This is a genomic window from Serratia grimesii (genome assembly GCF_900186025.1).
GTDB classification, from domain to species: domain Bacteria; phylum Pseudomonadota; class Gammaproteobacteria; order Enterobacterales; family Enterobacteriaceae; genus Serratia; species Serratia grimesii.
Genome location: NZ_LT883155.1, coordinates 558,497 through 572,364 on the forward strand (window position 1 = coordinate 558,497; position 13,868 = coordinate 572,364).

A 13,868-nucleotide genomic window follows, 5' to 3' on the forward strand; every position below is an offset into this window, starting at 1 on the left:
ACATTAGTGTAAATTTCAACCAAGTAATGAGTTGATTTGCTTGACAAGCATTGAGTGTATAGCGACGGAAGATGACACCAAGTTGAGCTAGATAAAAGCCCGATCTGTTCGCTATACCTTCCAATTTTTCTCCAGTAATGAAATTTGTGTTTTCATAATAAGTGCAGTTAGTTCATCTAATGGATCACCGCTATCTATAAAGTACAAATTGGTATCGCAGCTTCTCCCAGTAACGTGAGCTGAATCATGCCATCTAACTAAAGGTTCTTTATGAATAATGGTATGATTAAGAGAAATCCAATTGAGGGAACCAAAGTGGATAGAGCTTTGTGTACTATTGATGAACAAGAATGGAGCGCGGATGCATTTTATGCGTTGCCGCCTGCTGAGATGCAATTAAAGAGACGGAGTTTGCTTTGTACCGAATGTAAGGGTAATGCATGGTTCAGACGTTCAAGTTACGGAAATGATGCACCGCATTTTTGCGCCCATCACCAGGAAAACTGCTCATTGGGGACCTCATACGAAGCTGTGGGGGAGGGGGATGAAAATAAGAGCCTACCTGCATCAGACGCTGATAGCGGCATAGTTTTAGATTTGGGGTTAACTCAAAGCTATGACATTGATGTCAAAACAGTAGTGGATACATCTGAAAATACACCCCAAGGACAAAAGTTCACAGGTAAAAAAACTGTTGATGGTGGTAGTCTAAAATATCCAGCACATTTTACTTTGAAGAACCTACTTTACAAATTAGTACAGTCGAAAGGGGTATGCTATACCGATAAAAAGGTGAGATTTAAAGATCAATTTTTTAACGATTTACCAGAGCGCGGAGCTGAACTGTTTGTCGAATTTATTAATGTTGCGCCATGGATGAACGGTGCCCGTAGAATTTTTTGGGGCTTTATTAGTGATGTTGGACAAACAAGAGATGGCAAGATTTGGTTAAATGCAGGCAATATAAAATCTGGGTTAAGTGTCTGTATCAATAGCGAAATTTCAAGTGAGTTTAAAGAGCAATTTAAGGTTAAAAATAGTCTTGATGAATTAGATGGATGTCATGCACTAATTATTGGTACTTGCACATATGCTACAACAGGTAAACCTATACTGAGGTGTGGTGATCTTAGTTATATCGTACTGAGAAGGTATAAGTTTGATCAGGATTTATGACATCAGCCTGTCTGTGTAGTAAATGGTCTATGTACCTACTTGTTTCCTGAGAGCTTCGCAAAGGGAGCCAAATGTTGTCGTATGACGTGTCGCTGACCTGCGGAAAATAAATTTGGGTAAGTTCGGGTTGAGGGGATGCTGCTCTCGCAATAATGGAGGAATAAAGTCGAGTCCTTCCGGCTCAATTGTGGAGGCAGGTCTGGCTTAACGAACGGCTCTTGCTTCGTACGCATGTTTCGCAGTCCCTTGAACGTTCATTCCCATCCAAGAGGTGCTGGACTAACCGGGAGTGATGATTATCATGTTATCGATACTACCGATCCAGAGAGCGTGTTATGCAACATATCATTGAAGGTTTCCTCAGCTTCCAGAAAGAGATTTTCCCACAGCGTAAGGAACTCTTCCGCAGCCTTGCCTCCAGCCAGAACCCTAAAGCGCTTTTTATTTCGTGTTCTGACAGCCGCCTGGTACCCGAGCTTGTGACCCAGCAAGAACCGGGGCAGCTTTTCGTTATCCGTAACGCGGGCAACATCGTTCCTTCCTTTGGCCCGGAACCGGGCGGGGTGTCGGCGACCATTGAATATGCGGTTGTTGCATTGGGCGTCACGGATATCGTGATTTGCGGCCACTCGAACTGCGGCGCCATGAAAGCGATAGCTTCTTGCCAGTGCCTTGACCCGATGCCTGCTGTGGCCCACTGGCTGCACTACGCGGACGCGGCCAAAGCGGTGGTAGAGAAGAAAACGTGGGATAACGAAATCGACAAAGTTAACGCTATGGTCGAAGAGAACGTCATCGCCCAGCTAAATAATATTAAGACTCACCCGTCCGTTGCCGTGGGCCTGCGCAACAACGGCCTGCGTCTGCACGGCTGGGTGTACGACATCGAAAGTGGCGAGATCCGTACGCTGGATAAAAATACGAAGAATTTCGTTTCACTGGCGGATAACCCCGCAGTTCACTTCGAATAAAGTGATGGTTGGCTTTGTCTATGAAATTCAATCCACGTTTCGGCGTGGATTTTTTATGGGTAGTTACTTGCTCCCCATTGATTAGCACACCTCGATCTTAATAAGGTTGTCATTAGCAAAGCGTGGGCAGAGGATGATGTGGGGAAAAGATGCTCCTTTTGCGTAGGCTCATCTCTTTCAACATCATCCTCTAAGCAGTTCTACTTGAATGTTTTTTATAAAGAAAAACTATTTAAAGCCAGCCTCTTTAAACTCCAGCTTCACCATCAAAGTCTGATTCAGCGCTTTCCCATCAGCACCGCTATGTATCCGACGATGGCAGGTAGGGCAGATAGCGCCAACCCACTGAGGATGGTCGGGGCCTTCATCAGCTAGGCGTTTTGTGTGATGAGGCTCCAGGTAGGGTTCGCCATTCTTTTTCATGAACGGAGCCGGTTTATCGCATGACTCACAGATGCCATTGGCGCGTTGCAGTACGTATTTTTTCACGTCCTCGCTGCGCTTGAACCAAGAATTCTTGCTGTCACTTTCTTTACGCTGGCCCGTCATCATGGATGATTTTATGGCCTTGGCACGTAGCTGCTCGAGCGTTTCTTTCTTTTGGTCAATTTCTGATGTAATGGTGTCATTGTCAACGTCTTGAGCGGAAGATACCCGGAATAAATTAAAAACGATCCCTTGCCTCATTTTTTTCTCGGTATCTAGACATTGGGTGTAATTCCATGAATCGCACTCAAACAATCCAACAAACTTTACGCCAGTACGTTTTTTATTATATTCAAATAAAAGTATATCCCTACCATTATCTTTATGGTCTCGGATATGTTTATTACCGTTGGTAAACGCCATATCACCGTTTTGGCCTTCTCCCGTGTAGGAGAAGTGGTCGTCGGTAGACCATCCATCTTTATACCCATGAGTTTCGCCAATCTCACCAGTAAAAATGAAAATCACGGGGAAATCTTTTGGTGTGGATATTCCACCCTGTTCTTGTCCACCGTAGAGGTCGTGGAGGTCTTTACGCTTGTAAAGTTTACCTTTTTCTAATTTCTCCAGAGGGTGTGGTGTTTCAATTACTTCGAAGCCAAGGTTTTTAAACGCTTGGATAACCGTTTCAAGATTAGCACTGAACTTTATCTTCTCTGATGGTTCCCCAAGCTGGAGAATATAAGATGCCGTGGCGATCCCATTAATATCGTACAGGGATTTATTATAACTGACCTTGTGTGTTCTTATTTTTTCAATTTTGTTTTTTTTAAGGAAATTATCATAACCTTGGTTGTTATATTCCTTGATTGCGTCTAAAACAGCATCTTTCGAAGATAACATCGCGATCTTAATAGCCAAAACATTCCCCTCATTGCAGAACAGATTCTGATCAATGTGTTTGCGTACTGCCAGCGGCCATGCGTCGTTATCCAGCAGTTAACTCATCGATTTATCGAATGCGTTAACTATGCCAGGCCACGGGGGAAATGCCTACCTTCGTGAATGTGTTTATCGTGATATGTCAGTCAGATCTATGAGATTTACTGGGGTGATAAGAACGGCACAAAACTAATACCGTTCTTATTATTTATTATGTTTTTTATTTTAACCTGTCAGCTCTGGCATTCCATCTGCCGTAGCGCACGACCATAAAGGTTGCACAGCGCAGGCACCAAGTGAGCCGTCGCGTTGAGGTAATGATTCAGTTGTTCCCACTGGGTGTCGTCAGGTTGCGGGTTGTTTTGCAGCAGGTCACCGAACAGCATCAGGCCGTGGCAGAGTCCTTCGGCCTGTTCGGCGGAGAGGGCGGCAAGGTCTAGGAGTTGCGTTGAATCAAAGGTGCTGAGATCGAGCTGATTGAACAGTTGGCGATAGAGGGTGAGGGTGTTTGTGGCGGGTTGTGAAGTAGAAGTGTTTTCCATGTGTTTGCTCTCCTTAGTGTGGTGCGCTGCTACCACATAAGACGCTAAACCTATGGTGGTAGCCCAAGCGGAGTTAGCGTTACCGGACACTAAGGAAACCGGCGCTTCTTGCGAAGCCTCCGCCTGGGCCACCATAATTCTGGATGTTCTAGGCCCCAGCATTATATACATAATGCTGCTCAGTGTATGTTCGGAACGCTAACTCCGGCTGCGGATTGTGCCGCAGCCAACAGACTATAGCGCTGGCAGGAAGGCTAAAAAACAGGCTGTATAGAATTACAGGTGGGTTACCGTAAAGTCTGGAATGTGGCTCGCAATTATCACGTTCGGCGGCCATTGTTATCATCGCCAATGGCCCTTGTGGATTACCTAAAACTATTTATCCAATGCCGTAAACCTCGCCCGAATCACTTCTTCCGGCAAATCCACGCCAATAAACACCAGCGTACTGCGGCGTTCTTCGTCGGCCAGCCACTCGCGGTCCCAGTCGGCGTTATACAGCCGTTGTACGCCCTGGAATAACAGGCGGCGCGGCTCGTCCTTGATCGACAAAATTCCCTTATAGCGCAGCAGGCTGTCGGCGTATTCCAATAACAGGCCTTCCATCACTTCGGAAATCTGCATCAGCTCAAGCGGTTGGTCGTGATACACCACAATCGAGCCAATGTTGTTTTGTGCTTGCGGAATACGGCGGAACAGCGGGGCAGGCGGCGTCAGGGTCAGCTTGTCGTTCAGCACAAAGCCTTCGATGTCGAACAGCACGCCCAGATCGATATCGCCGTGCGTCACTTTATACACCGGTGCGCGGGCGTTCATTTGTTGCAGCCGTTGGATCAGCGCTTCGCAGTCCGGTGCCACGTCAGTTTTGGTCAGCAGAATGCGGTCGGCGTAGCCCACCTGCGCCTGCGCGATGCTGAACTGGTTCAGTTGTTGATCGGCATGTGCGGCGTCCACCAGGGTGATGATGCCGTCCAGCAGGAAGCGTTCGCAGAGGATCTCGTGCGAGAAAAAGGTCTGGGTGATCGGGCCGGGATCGGCCATACCGGTGCATTCGATGATCAGCCGGTCGAACTCCAGTTGGCCCTGGTCCACACCGTCCAGCAAGTCCAACAGTGCGTCTGCCAGCTCATTGGATTTGCTGCAGCAGATGCAGCCGTTGCTCAGGGTAGTGATGCGGCTGGCACGCTCGCCAATCAAGGCGTTGTCGATCGGCACTTCACCGAACTCGTTTTCGATTACCGCAATCTTGTAGCCGTGTTCGGCGTTCAGAATATGGCGTAGCAGGGTAGTTTTACCGGCACCCAAAAAGCCGGTCAGAATGGTGACTGCGATGGGTTTCATTACGGGTCCTTGTTAACAACAGCGCATACCGCCTTTGCCGTCTCCACCGTAGCGGGCTTGCTGGCGTTCGCGGAAAAACTCTTTATAGGTCATCACCGGCTTGTCCGGGTGGTTGTCTTTCATATGCTGGACGTAGGTATCGTAGTCAGGCACGCCCACTAACATGCGCGCTGCCTGCCCGAGATATTTCCCCGCCTGGCCGAGATTTCCGAACATCGCCTTCCCCTCGTTGATGAAAATACCCTGCATATATACCCGTCATACTTGAAGCTGTCTCTTTGTTGGCTGCGCCGACTCACCTCGGTCACATAGTGGACTATGCTCCCGGGGACCCGCAGGTTTGCCACTGCGATACAACTCCACGTATGTGGGTATAGATCTCATTATATCCAATAGATTTCAAGTTGCAGGTAGGCGGCAACTGAGCGAAACCCCAGAAGCTTGGCCTACCAAGTTACTGGGGTGAGCGAAGGCAGCCAACACCCCTGAGACTTGAAAGATGAAGGATATATGCAGGGTATCCGTTAAATCACCCTCAGTGCTGCGGTGAAACTTTGACGTCTCCTTCGGTTATGCCCTTGGCAGGCGTTTCTTCAGGCACCGGCACGTATGGCGTTTCCTGGTCAGTACGGTTCGGGTTTTTGTGCGCCGCCATGGCGGTTTTCACCCCGTAGAAGATGATGCTGTACACCACCAGCAGGAACAGAATGCTCAGCCCGGCGTTGGTGTAGTTGTTCACCACGATATGGTTCATGTTAGCCACTTGCTGAGCGGTCAGCTCGGCACCGCCTTCGGCGATTTTGCGCTTGTACTCCCCGGCCTGGAAGAAGAAGCCTTCCAGTTGCGGGTTGTCGCTGAACAGCTTCAGACCCAGCGCATAGGTGGTACAAATCAGCAGCCACACTGCCGGTAGCACGGTGACCCAAATGTACTTGGTACGTTTCATCTTAATCAGCACCACGGTACCCAGCACCAGCGCTACGGCAGCCAACATCTGGTTGGAGATGCCGAACAGCGGCCACAGGCTCTTCACGCCACCGAGCGGATCGACCACCCCTTGATACAGCAGGTAACCCCATAGACCGACGCAGCCTGCGGTGCCGACAATACCGGCAACCAGCGAGTCGGTTTTTTTCAGGAATGGTGCAAAGTTGCCCAGCAAGTCCTGCAACATAAAGCGGCCGGAACGGGTACCTGCGTCCAGTGCGGTCAGGATGAACAGTGCTTCAAACAGAATACCGAAGTGGTACCAGAAGCCCATATTGGCACCAGGAATGATCTGGTGGAACACGTGAGCGATACCCACCGCCAGCGTAGGCGCGCCACCGGCGCGGTTCAGCACTGAAGGTTCACCGATATCTTTAGCGGTTTGCAGGATCTGTTCCGGACTGATGACAAAGCCCCAGGAACTGACGGTCGCTGCCGCATGGGCAGTCACATCGCGCAGTGACGCCATGATCATCGGTGCGTCTTCGGTCCCCAAACGGTGCAGGTCTGGCATGGTGATGCCCAGTGCCGCTGGTGGGGTGTTCATGGCGAAGTACAGGCCAGGTTCGATGATGGACGCGGCAACCAGCGCCATGATGGCAACGAAGGACTCCATCAGCATCGCGCCGTAACCGATAAAGCGTGCGTCTTTCTCATTGGCCAACAGCTTCGGCGTGGTGCCGGAAGCGATCAGCGCATGGAAGCCGGACACTGCGCCACAGGCGATGGTAATGAACAGGAACGGGAACACCGAACCCTTCCACACCGGGCCGGTACCGTCGATAAACTGGGTCACCGCCGGCATTTTCAGCTCAGGATTGAGGATTACGATGCCAATCGCCAGGCCGACGATCACACCAATTTTCAGGAAGGTCGCCAGATAGTCGCGTGGTGCCAGGATCAGCCACACAGGCAGCAGGGCGGAAACGAACGCATAACCAATCAGTGTAAAGGTGATGGTAGTGTCTTTAAAGGTCAGTGCCGGGCCCCAGTAAGGGTCGTGGGCAATTACGCCACCGAACCAGATGGACGCCACCAGCAGCACGATACCAATGACCGACACTTCACCCACCCGGCCAGGGCGCAGGAAGCGCATATAGATGCCCATAAACAGGGCGATCGGCACGGTGGCGCAGACGGTGAACACGCCCCACGGGCTTTCCGCCAGTGCTTTCACCACGATCAGGGCCAGCACCGCCAGGATGATGATCATTATCAGGAAGCAGCCAAACAGCGCGATAGTGCCCGGTACGGGGCCCATTTCCTTTTTGATGATCTCACCGAGCGATGCGCCGTTGCGGCGTGAGGAGATGAACAGCACCATAAAGTCCTGCACTGCCCCCGCCAACACCACGCCACCCAGCAGCCACAATGTACCAGGCAGGTAACCGACCTGCGCAGCCAACACCGGGCCGACCAGCGGGCCTGCGCCGGCAATGGCAGCAAAGTGGTGGCCGAACAGCACGTTCTTGTTGGTCGGCACGTAGTTAAGGCCGTCGTTGTTAACCACCGCCGGGGTCGCGCGGAAGGCATCCAGCTTCATCACCTTGGTGGCGATGTACAGGCTGTAATAACGGTATGCCACCAGATACACCGCCACCGAGGCGACGATGATCCACAGGGCGCTGATGTTCTCGCCGCGGCGTAGTGCCACTACGCCCAGGCAAGAAGCGCCGAGTATTCCCAGCAGCATCCAGGGTATGTGTTTTAAAATCCCCTCTCGGTTCATTGAGATGTCCTTAGTTCAAATCTGCAAAAAAATGAGTGAGTTAATCCGCTTATAAGATGTTTCAGGCACACGGCCTGGGTGCGGATAACGGTCGGGTATGAACTCTAAATAATTCGAGTGGCATTGAGGTGGCAAGGGCACGAAGCCCGATGAGCTTACATAAGTAAGTGATTCGGGTGAGCAGCCGTAGCCAACAACGATGCAACTTGAAGTATGACGAGTTTAGGAACAGCTCATCATTGCGCCTTGGCACAGGGGAAGACATCTGAATTTCAGTCAGCGGTGCTATAGGGGAGCTAAGCGGTCAAAAAACAGGGGTGAACGGTTGGACGCTGTGCGGCAACGCCAACCGGGCAGCGAGTCAGTAGATCTTGCGGGTGTTGATCCCCGCCGGGAAGATGCCGGCGGTAAAGATATGACCGTTAACCTGCAACTGGTCGTCGGACAGCATTTCCACCGGGTATTCGTTGGCCAGATAGTTGAGGAAGTTATTGCGATCATCAAGTGTCTGAAAGCCGATCAGGTCGTAGAAAAGCAGCGACTCGATTAACCCCAGGTGATCGGGGATCTGCCGCAGCAGTGCCGCCGATGGGAACGGCAAATGGAAAAAGAACGCGCAAGGGTTCATCAACCCTTGCTCCTTCAACGCCTGGCCGCAGGGCAGCAGTTGGTAATCATCAATGCAGATGATGTCGTTCGGGCACACATATTCGCAGGCGATATTAGCGAAATGTTGGTTGAGCTGCCGATAAGCCTGGTAGTTCTCCGGCGTGAAGTGCGCTTTCTCTGGGTAGTTATGGAACACCGGCCACAGGCCATCGTGATAGTAGCCCTGATAGTGGAAGTGAAACTCCTCGGTCGACAACGGGAAGGTTACTTGTTCATAGCCGCTGCGATGCTGATAACTGACCGGACGGAGCGTTGCCGCGCCAAAATTTTGCACGTCGCCGTTCCAGCCCAGCCACAGACCTTGATCGTCATCACTCGTGGTACCGGACGATAAGGCCTGCGAGGCGCAGGCCAGATCCTTGCTGTCACACTGCTTATTCGAGATCAAAACCAAACGAGACATGTTTTGCTCCTTGTTCAATTATGAGGCGAATATATTCGCCCCAACATACAGAACTCTGGCGGCGTTAAAGCATCCAGCTGACTTCCGCTGCGGTGACTTGCCCTTCAAAGCGGTGCAGTTCTGCGGTCTTACAGGTATGCCACAACGCAGTAAATGCCGGGCCGAGGTTCTCGCGCAGCGCCGGACATTGGCGGAAGAGCGTTAATGCCTCCTGTTGGCTGAGCGGCAGCATCGCCGCGTCATCATTTTCGTCACCGTTACCGCAGGCTGGCGGGGGCAGTGGCAGAGCATGTTCCAGCCCGTACAGCATGCCGCTCAGCATCACCGCCACCGCCAGATAAGGGTTGGCGTCGGCACCTGCCAGCCGGTATTCGATGCGCTGGTTGGCGCTATCGGCACAGGGCAGGCGCAGCGCTACCGTGCGGTTGTTGTGCCCCCAGGAGGTGCGTAATGGCACATGCATGCCTGGGCGGAAGCGGCGAAATGCGTTGATATTTGGCGCGAGTATTGCCATCGACGCCGGCATTAACGCCAGCATCCCGGCCATCACCTGTGTCATGGTAGTGCTCAGTTCACCCGGTGTGCACGCCAGTAGGTTGTTGCCCTGTTCATCCTGCAAGCTGATATGAAAATGCAAACCGCTGCCGGCTGCCTGCGCGCAAGGTTTTGCCATGAAGCAGGCGTGCTGCTGGTGTTTCTCTGCTATCTGGCGGGTAAGGCGCTTCAATGCCAGTACCTGGTCACAGGCCTCTAACACCCGTGCGCTGTGGTGCAGGTTTAGCTCATACTGGCCGGAGGCCGCCTCGGCCACCACGCCGGTCAGCGTCAGCGCTTGTAACCGGGCCTGATGTTCGATGTCATTGAGCAGCGCATGGTGGCGTTCTGGGGCATCGACAGAAAAACTCTGCGTTGGGTACTGGCTGGTGTCGGCGGGTTGTTGCAGCGGGTCATGCAGATAAAACTCCAGCTCTGCGGCTACCACGGGGTAATAACCTTTGGCCTGCAGGCGTTTGAGTACCTGTTGCAGTACCACTCGCGGCTCCAGTTCACAGGCGTCACCGTCGGTGTTTTTCATCGTTAGCAGCAGTTGTGCATGGTGTTGTGGGTCACGGGCACAAGGCCGCAATGTACCCTGCACTGGTAGACACAGCCGGTCGGGTTCCCCCGCTTGTTGGCCCAGTCCGCTTTCTTCGATCACCCGGCCGTTAAGATCCATCGCGTAGATCGACAGTGGGAAATAACAGCCCTTATCCAGTGCGAACAGCTCGGCAACTGGTAGCCGCTTACCGCGGAATTGGCCGTTCAGATCGTTAAGATAAATATCGACGTGTTCGGTGTCCGGATAACGCTGTAAATACTGCTCTACTTCTTTGCGGAATGAGCGTGTCCGTGAAGCAGGTATATCCGCCAGCATCGGGTTGAAGCCAATAATATTAGAATACATCGTGGCCCCCGAATTTAATAAAAACAGAGGAGTAAATAATAAATAATGTAGGGGATAAACACATGAGGCATCCGTCTCGTGAGGCCATATTGGCGATGTAATGATGTTATCTGCGCCCCTAAAAACTGTCTGTAAAAACGCCGTAACTTTATTTCCGCTCAGAATAAAAAAGCTGTAAATAATGCGTGTTGATCTGATGGCTGAATAATAAATGGCTGCATATCCTGCTGAATAACCCGTTATTCAGGAGAGAAAACTATGCTCAGGGGATTTATTTTGATTTCTGCCGCCGTTATGGCATTCAGTGCAGGTGCGTCGTCCGAAGCGGCCTGGGCCAGTGGCGATAAAGCGCTGCAAATGGCCTGCCTGGAGACCAGTGAATTGAAAGGGGCCAAAGCCGCTGGCGATATTATCCATTATGGTGACGACGTCGGTTACTCAGCGTTGCTGATCACAGGGCGCTATCCGCAACCGTTTATGCATAACAAAGCGGGGAAGGAGCTGTAATGCTTGTCAGTTAGTGTTTATCTAAGCGTGTGAGCAACGTTTCGGTCGATAAATCTACGGGGTTCTATGCGGTTTATACGCTCCGACCGAGCAAGGGACCGTAAGGCGCGGTCCCTTGCAACCCGCGCCTTCGGCCCCTCCAATTGCCGGACATTGTTCTTACAGATAATTGCCCTACGTTTATGGCAATTCCCTTTACACGCAACTAACAGACACCAACGAAATAATCTATCAGGCCGTCATTAGGGAAAGAGCTATGCCTTTACCAGCGTGCCACCAAAAAAGCGGTGAGCCAGGATGCCGACGGGCTGGTGGGTAAGGTACAGCCGCCATTCAGGGTTCAGGATGAATGAGGGATAATCGATTAGGGGCCTTCGTGGTAGGGGCGCTGCATGCTGCGCCTTATTGTATAACCAATGGGTTAGCTCGGGTCGAACATGTTCGACCCCACTGGTTTAGCTATCACTCCGGTTTTTCAGCCGTCTGAGGGGCACCGTAGCGCCCCTTGTCGGTGTTATTTCAAAGCGATACGGATCACGTCATCCGGCGCCGTGGCTTCTTTCTCACGGCTGGAAGCCTGCTTAACGCTGACGTACAACGTTTGGCCATCCGGTGACAGCGCAAGGCTGTTCGGGTGGGTTGGCGTTTTGATCGTCTGCAACAGCTTGTAGTTCTTGGCGTCAATCACACTGACTTCACCCGCCTGGCGATGGGTCACGTAGACTTCATTGCGCGCCGGGTTGAACAGTACTGCCAGGGATTCTGGCACGTCGATTTTGCTCAGAATGTTGCCGTCGCGGATATCGACAACCAACACCTGTGCCTGCTTGGAGTCGGTGATAAAGGCGCGGTGCGTGGCTGGATCCAGGCTGATGTTCAGGAAGAAGTGCTCTTTGGATTCATCGAGTTTCTTGCGGCTGACAACCTTGTTGGTTTTGGTGTCGATAGTCACCAGTTCGCCTTCGGCGTTGGTCACGTACAGGCGGCTTGCGGCAGCGTCCAGTGCCAGACCGGTACCGTACTTACCGGTTTCGGTGATGGTGGTGCGCAGCGTCAGGTCTTTACCGTCCACAACCCACACCACGCTGGATTCACCCAGCCCAGTGATATACAGGGTATCGGTGGTGGCATCAGCGACCAGCTCACGTGGCGCCAAGGGTTTTACCGTCTCGGAGCGCTTGCGCGCGTCCAGCACCAGGCGGCCTTTCACCTCGCCTGTTTTGCCATCGATGGCGGTCACCGAGTTGCTGGTGGTATTGCCGAAGAACAGCGTGTCGGTTTTGCTGTTAATGGCTGCGCCGAACGGTTTGATATCGTTGTGAATGATCTGGGTGATATCCAGCGTCTGTGGATCCAAACGGTACACCACGCCGCCTTTATCCAGCTTACGGCTTTGTGACGTAGCCAAATACAGTGCGTTCTCGCCCTGGCTGTACACCATTTCATAAGCGCCTTTGCCGACCGGTTTACGCAGTAGTTCTGGCTCACCCTGCGCAAACAGCGGAGCGGAAAACAGCATTGAAGTGAGTAGCATCAGTGGGAAAGCTGTGCGCCCGCCGAAACGACGGTTGCGAGTTGTTGCAGAGTTCATAACCTCTCCATGGAGTTAAAAAGTCTATCGTCACAGAGCCGTTGCTCTGGGACCAAGAAAGCTCATCATCGAATTGAAGGTAAAGTCCTGCCGGTCACGTCGTGGCGCACCGGGTCTTTATGTTTGCGAATAGTAATCATTATTTATTGAGAATGGGAGTTATTTCAGTGTGAGGTGGAGTGAAACTCACAGTGTGGAGAGAGGAGAAGGGATGCTGGCAAGGCCCGAATGGCTCGGGCACCTCAATCGCTGTACTGCTGTGGATTACATGACGATCCCGACTCCTTGCGCCCGATCCGCTGCATTTTTCTCCGCCAAATAACGCGCCGGTGGCTTGCCTACCGCTTTGCGGAACATGGTGACAAAACCGCTGGCGCTCTCATAGCCAAGATCCAGCGCTACCCGCTGTACGCTGTCGCCCTTGGTCAGACGTTGTAGCGCCAGCACCACGTGCAATTGTCGTCGCCAGTGGCCAAAGCTCATGCCCATTTGCTGTTGTAGAGTCCGGTTGAGGGAACGTTCGCTCATGCCGATACGTTGCGCCCATTGGCTGAGGGTTGCCTTATCCGCTGGATTAGCCAGCAGGCGTTCGGTTAACTGGCGGATACGTGCGTCATGGGAAACCGGCAGGTGCAGGTTCTCAACCGGCGCGCTGATCAACTGATCCAGCAAGACGCTGGTCAAACGCCCTTCAGGCCCCTGTTCGTCGTACAGCGGATCGAACCCGCTGGCCTGCAACAGCAGTTCGCGCAGGAGTGGAGACACCGCCAATGTGCAGCAATGTTCGGGTAAGCCGGCGATAGCATCCTGATCGACAAACAGACAGTAGCACTCGCTGGCGCCGGCCCCTTGCGCGTTATGCAGCACATTGCTGGGCATCCATAACGCGCACTGCGGGGGCACCAACCAAAGGCCGTTTTCCACCTCGCAGCGGATCATGCCGCGCACCGTATAAATCAACTGTGCCTTGCGGTGCCGGTGATGGGTTATCTCCCAATCGCTGTTAATGGTGGAACCCTGGACGGCAAAAATGGCCCGTGGCACCTGATCAATGTCAAAACGCGGTGTGGTGATGAAGGTCATGAGAATAATTCTCAATTTGGCGTAATTGAAAAACATTATGTCCTGATTGTGCAATGT

General features: G+C 52.2%; 12 protein-coding genes and 1 pseudogene. 3 read left to right on the top strand and 10 right to left on the bottom strand.

The features are described 5' to 3' along the window. Positions 1–270: 270 nt before the first annotated feature. Together SGBXF1_RS02590 and SGBXF1_RS02595 are read left to right on the top strand one after the other, a co-directional pair. Entirely contained in the window at positions 271–1,176 is a 906-nt protein-coding gene (locus tag SGBXF1_RS02590; RefSeq protein ID WP_238321000.1) for a hypothetical protein, read from the top strand. A 335-nt stretch (positions 1,177–1,511) separates the two neighbouring features. Then, the gene (locus tag SGBXF1_RS02595) at positions 1,512–2,147 is read left to right on the top strand and encodes a carbonic anhydrase (protein WP_017891468.1); all 636 of its coding nucleotides are present in this window, start codon (positions 1,512–1,514) and stop codon (positions 2,145–2,147) included. 228 nt (positions 2,148–2,375) lie between these two features. Here the strand turns inward: SGBXF1_RS02595 and SGBXF1_RS02600 are convergent, their stop codons facing one another. The 8 genes and pseudogenes from SGBXF1_RS02600 to SGBXF1_RS02635 form a co-directional block, all read right to left on the bottom strand. Further along, on the bottom strand, positions 2,376–3,494 hold the full coding sequence (locus tag SGBXF1_RS02600; RefSeq protein WP_186427768.1) for an HNH endonuclease: 1,119 nt from the start codon (positions 3,492–3,494) through the stop codon (positions 2,376–2,378). A 254-nt stretch (positions 3,495–3,748) separates the two neighbouring features. Beyond that, positions 3,749–4,057 (bottom strand): hypothetical protein, encoded by a 309-nt coding sequence (locus tag SGBXF1_RS02605; protein WP_186428456.1) that lies wholly within the window; start codon positions 4,055–4,057, stop codon positions 3,749–3,751. 96 nt (positions 4,058–4,153) lie between these two features. Further along, positions 4,154–4,228, bottom strand: a pseudogene (locus tag SGBXF1_RS23985) (hypothetical protein); the annotation flags it as partial. A 204-nt stretch (positions 4,229–4,432) separates the two neighbouring features. Further along, a complete protein-coding gene (gene yjiA, locus SGBXF1_RS02615; RefSeq protein ID WP_186427769.1) occupies positions 4,433–5,398 on the bottom strand; it encodes a GTPase in 966 nt (321 codons plus the stop codon). Positions 5,399–5,410: 12 nt separating this feature from the next. Further along, on the bottom strand, positions 5,411–5,614 hold the full coding sequence (locus tag SGBXF1_RS02620; protein WP_004953088.1) for a YbdD/YjiX family protein: 204 nt from the start codon (positions 5,612–5,614) through the stop codon (positions 5,411–5,413). Positions 5,615–5,933: 319 nt separating this feature from the next. Then, positions 5,934–8,114, bottom strand: a complete 2,181-nt coding sequence (locus SGBXF1_RS02625; RefSeq protein WP_037424412.1) for a carbon starvation CstA family protein — start codon at positions 8,112–8,114, stop codon at positions 5,934–5,936. A gap of 361 nt (positions 8,115–8,475) precedes the next feature. Next, positions 8,476–9,186, bottom strand: a complete 711-nt coding sequence (locus tag SGBXF1_RS02630; protein WP_186427770.1) for a trehalose-6-phosphate synthase — start codon at positions 9,184–9,186, stop codon at positions 8,476–8,478. A 64-nt stretch (positions 9,187–9,250) separates the two neighbouring features. After that, complete coding sequence (locus SGBXF1_RS02635) at positions 9,251–10,630, bottom strand: glutamine synthetase family protein (RefSeq protein ID WP_186427771.1); 1,380 nt, start codon at positions 10,628–10,630, stop codon at positions 9,251–9,253. 258 nt (positions 10,631–10,888) lie between these two features. Here SGBXF1_RS02635 and SGBXF1_RS02640 point away from each other — a divergent pair, with 258 nt between their 5' ends. Further along, positions 10,889–11,137, top strand: coding sequence for a hypothetical protein (locus SGBXF1_RS02640; protein ID WP_186427772.1), 249 nt, complete (start codon positions 10,889–10,891; stop codon positions 11,135–11,137). 514 nt (positions 11,138–11,651) lie between these two features. Here SGBXF1_RS02640 and yncE read toward each other — a convergent pair. Both yncE and SGBXF1_RS02650 read right to left on the bottom strand, forming a co-directional pair. Further along, positions 11,652–12,728 carry a 7-bladed beta-propeller protein YncE gene (gene yncE / locus SGBXF1_RS02645; protein WP_186427773.1) on the bottom strand — a complete coding sequence of 359 codons (1,077 nt, stop codon included), beginning with the start codon at positions 12,726–12,728 and terminating at the stop codon, positions 11,652–11,654. A gap of 264 nt (positions 12,729–12,992) precedes the next feature. Next, entirely contained in the window at positions 12,993–13,811 is an 819-nt protein-coding gene (locus SGBXF1_RS02650; protein ID WP_186427774.1) for an AraC family transcriptional regulator, read from the bottom strand. Positions 13,812–13,868 lie beyond the last annotated feature (57 nt).

Bases quoted from the DNA above. Each gene is read 5' to 3' on its own strand.
- SGBXF1_RS02590 (WP_238321000.1), top strand. From the start codon at position 271: ATGAATAATGGTATGATTAAGAGAAATCCAATTGAGGGAACCAAAGTG.
- SGBXF1_RS02595 (WP_017891468.1), top strand. From the start codon at position 1,512: ATGCAACATATCATTGAAGGTTTCCTCAGCTTCCAGAAAGAGATTTTC.
- SGBXF1_RS02605 (WP_186428456.1), bottom strand. From the start codon at position 4,057: ATGGAAAACACTTCTACTTCACAACCCGCCACAAACACCCTCACCCTC.
- yjiA (WP_186427769.1), bottom strand. From the start codon at position 5,398: ATGAAACCCATCGCAGTCACCATTCTGACCGGCTTTTTGGGTGCCGGT.
- SGBXF1_RS02620 (WP_004953088.1), bottom strand. From the start codon at position 5,614: ATGTTCGGAAATCTCGGCCAGGCGGGGAAATATCTCGGGCAGGCAGCG.
- SGBXF1_RS02625 (WP_037424412.1), bottom strand. From the start codon at position 8,114: ATGAACCGAGAGGGGATTTTAAAACACATACCCTGGATGCTGCTGGGA.
- SGBXF1_RS02630 (WP_186427770.1), bottom strand. From the start codon at position 9,186: ATGTCTCGTTTGGTTTTGATCTCGAATAAGCAGTGTGACAGCAAGGAT.
- SGBXF1_RS02635 (WP_186427771.1), bottom strand. From the start codon at position 10,630: ATGTATTCTAATATTATTGGCTTCAACCCGATGCTGGCGGATATACCT.
- SGBXF1_RS02640 (WP_186427772.1), top strand. From the start codon at position 10,889: ATGCTCAGGGGATTTATTTTGATTTCTGCCGCCGTTATGGCATTCAGT.
- yncE (WP_186427773.1), bottom strand. From the start codon at position 12,728: ATGAACTCTGCAACAACTCGCAACCGTCGTTTCGGCGGGCGCACAGCT.
- SGBXF1_RS02650 (WP_186427774.1), bottom strand. From the start codon at position 13,811: ATGACCTTCATCACCACACCGCGTTTTGACATTGATCAGGTGCCACGG.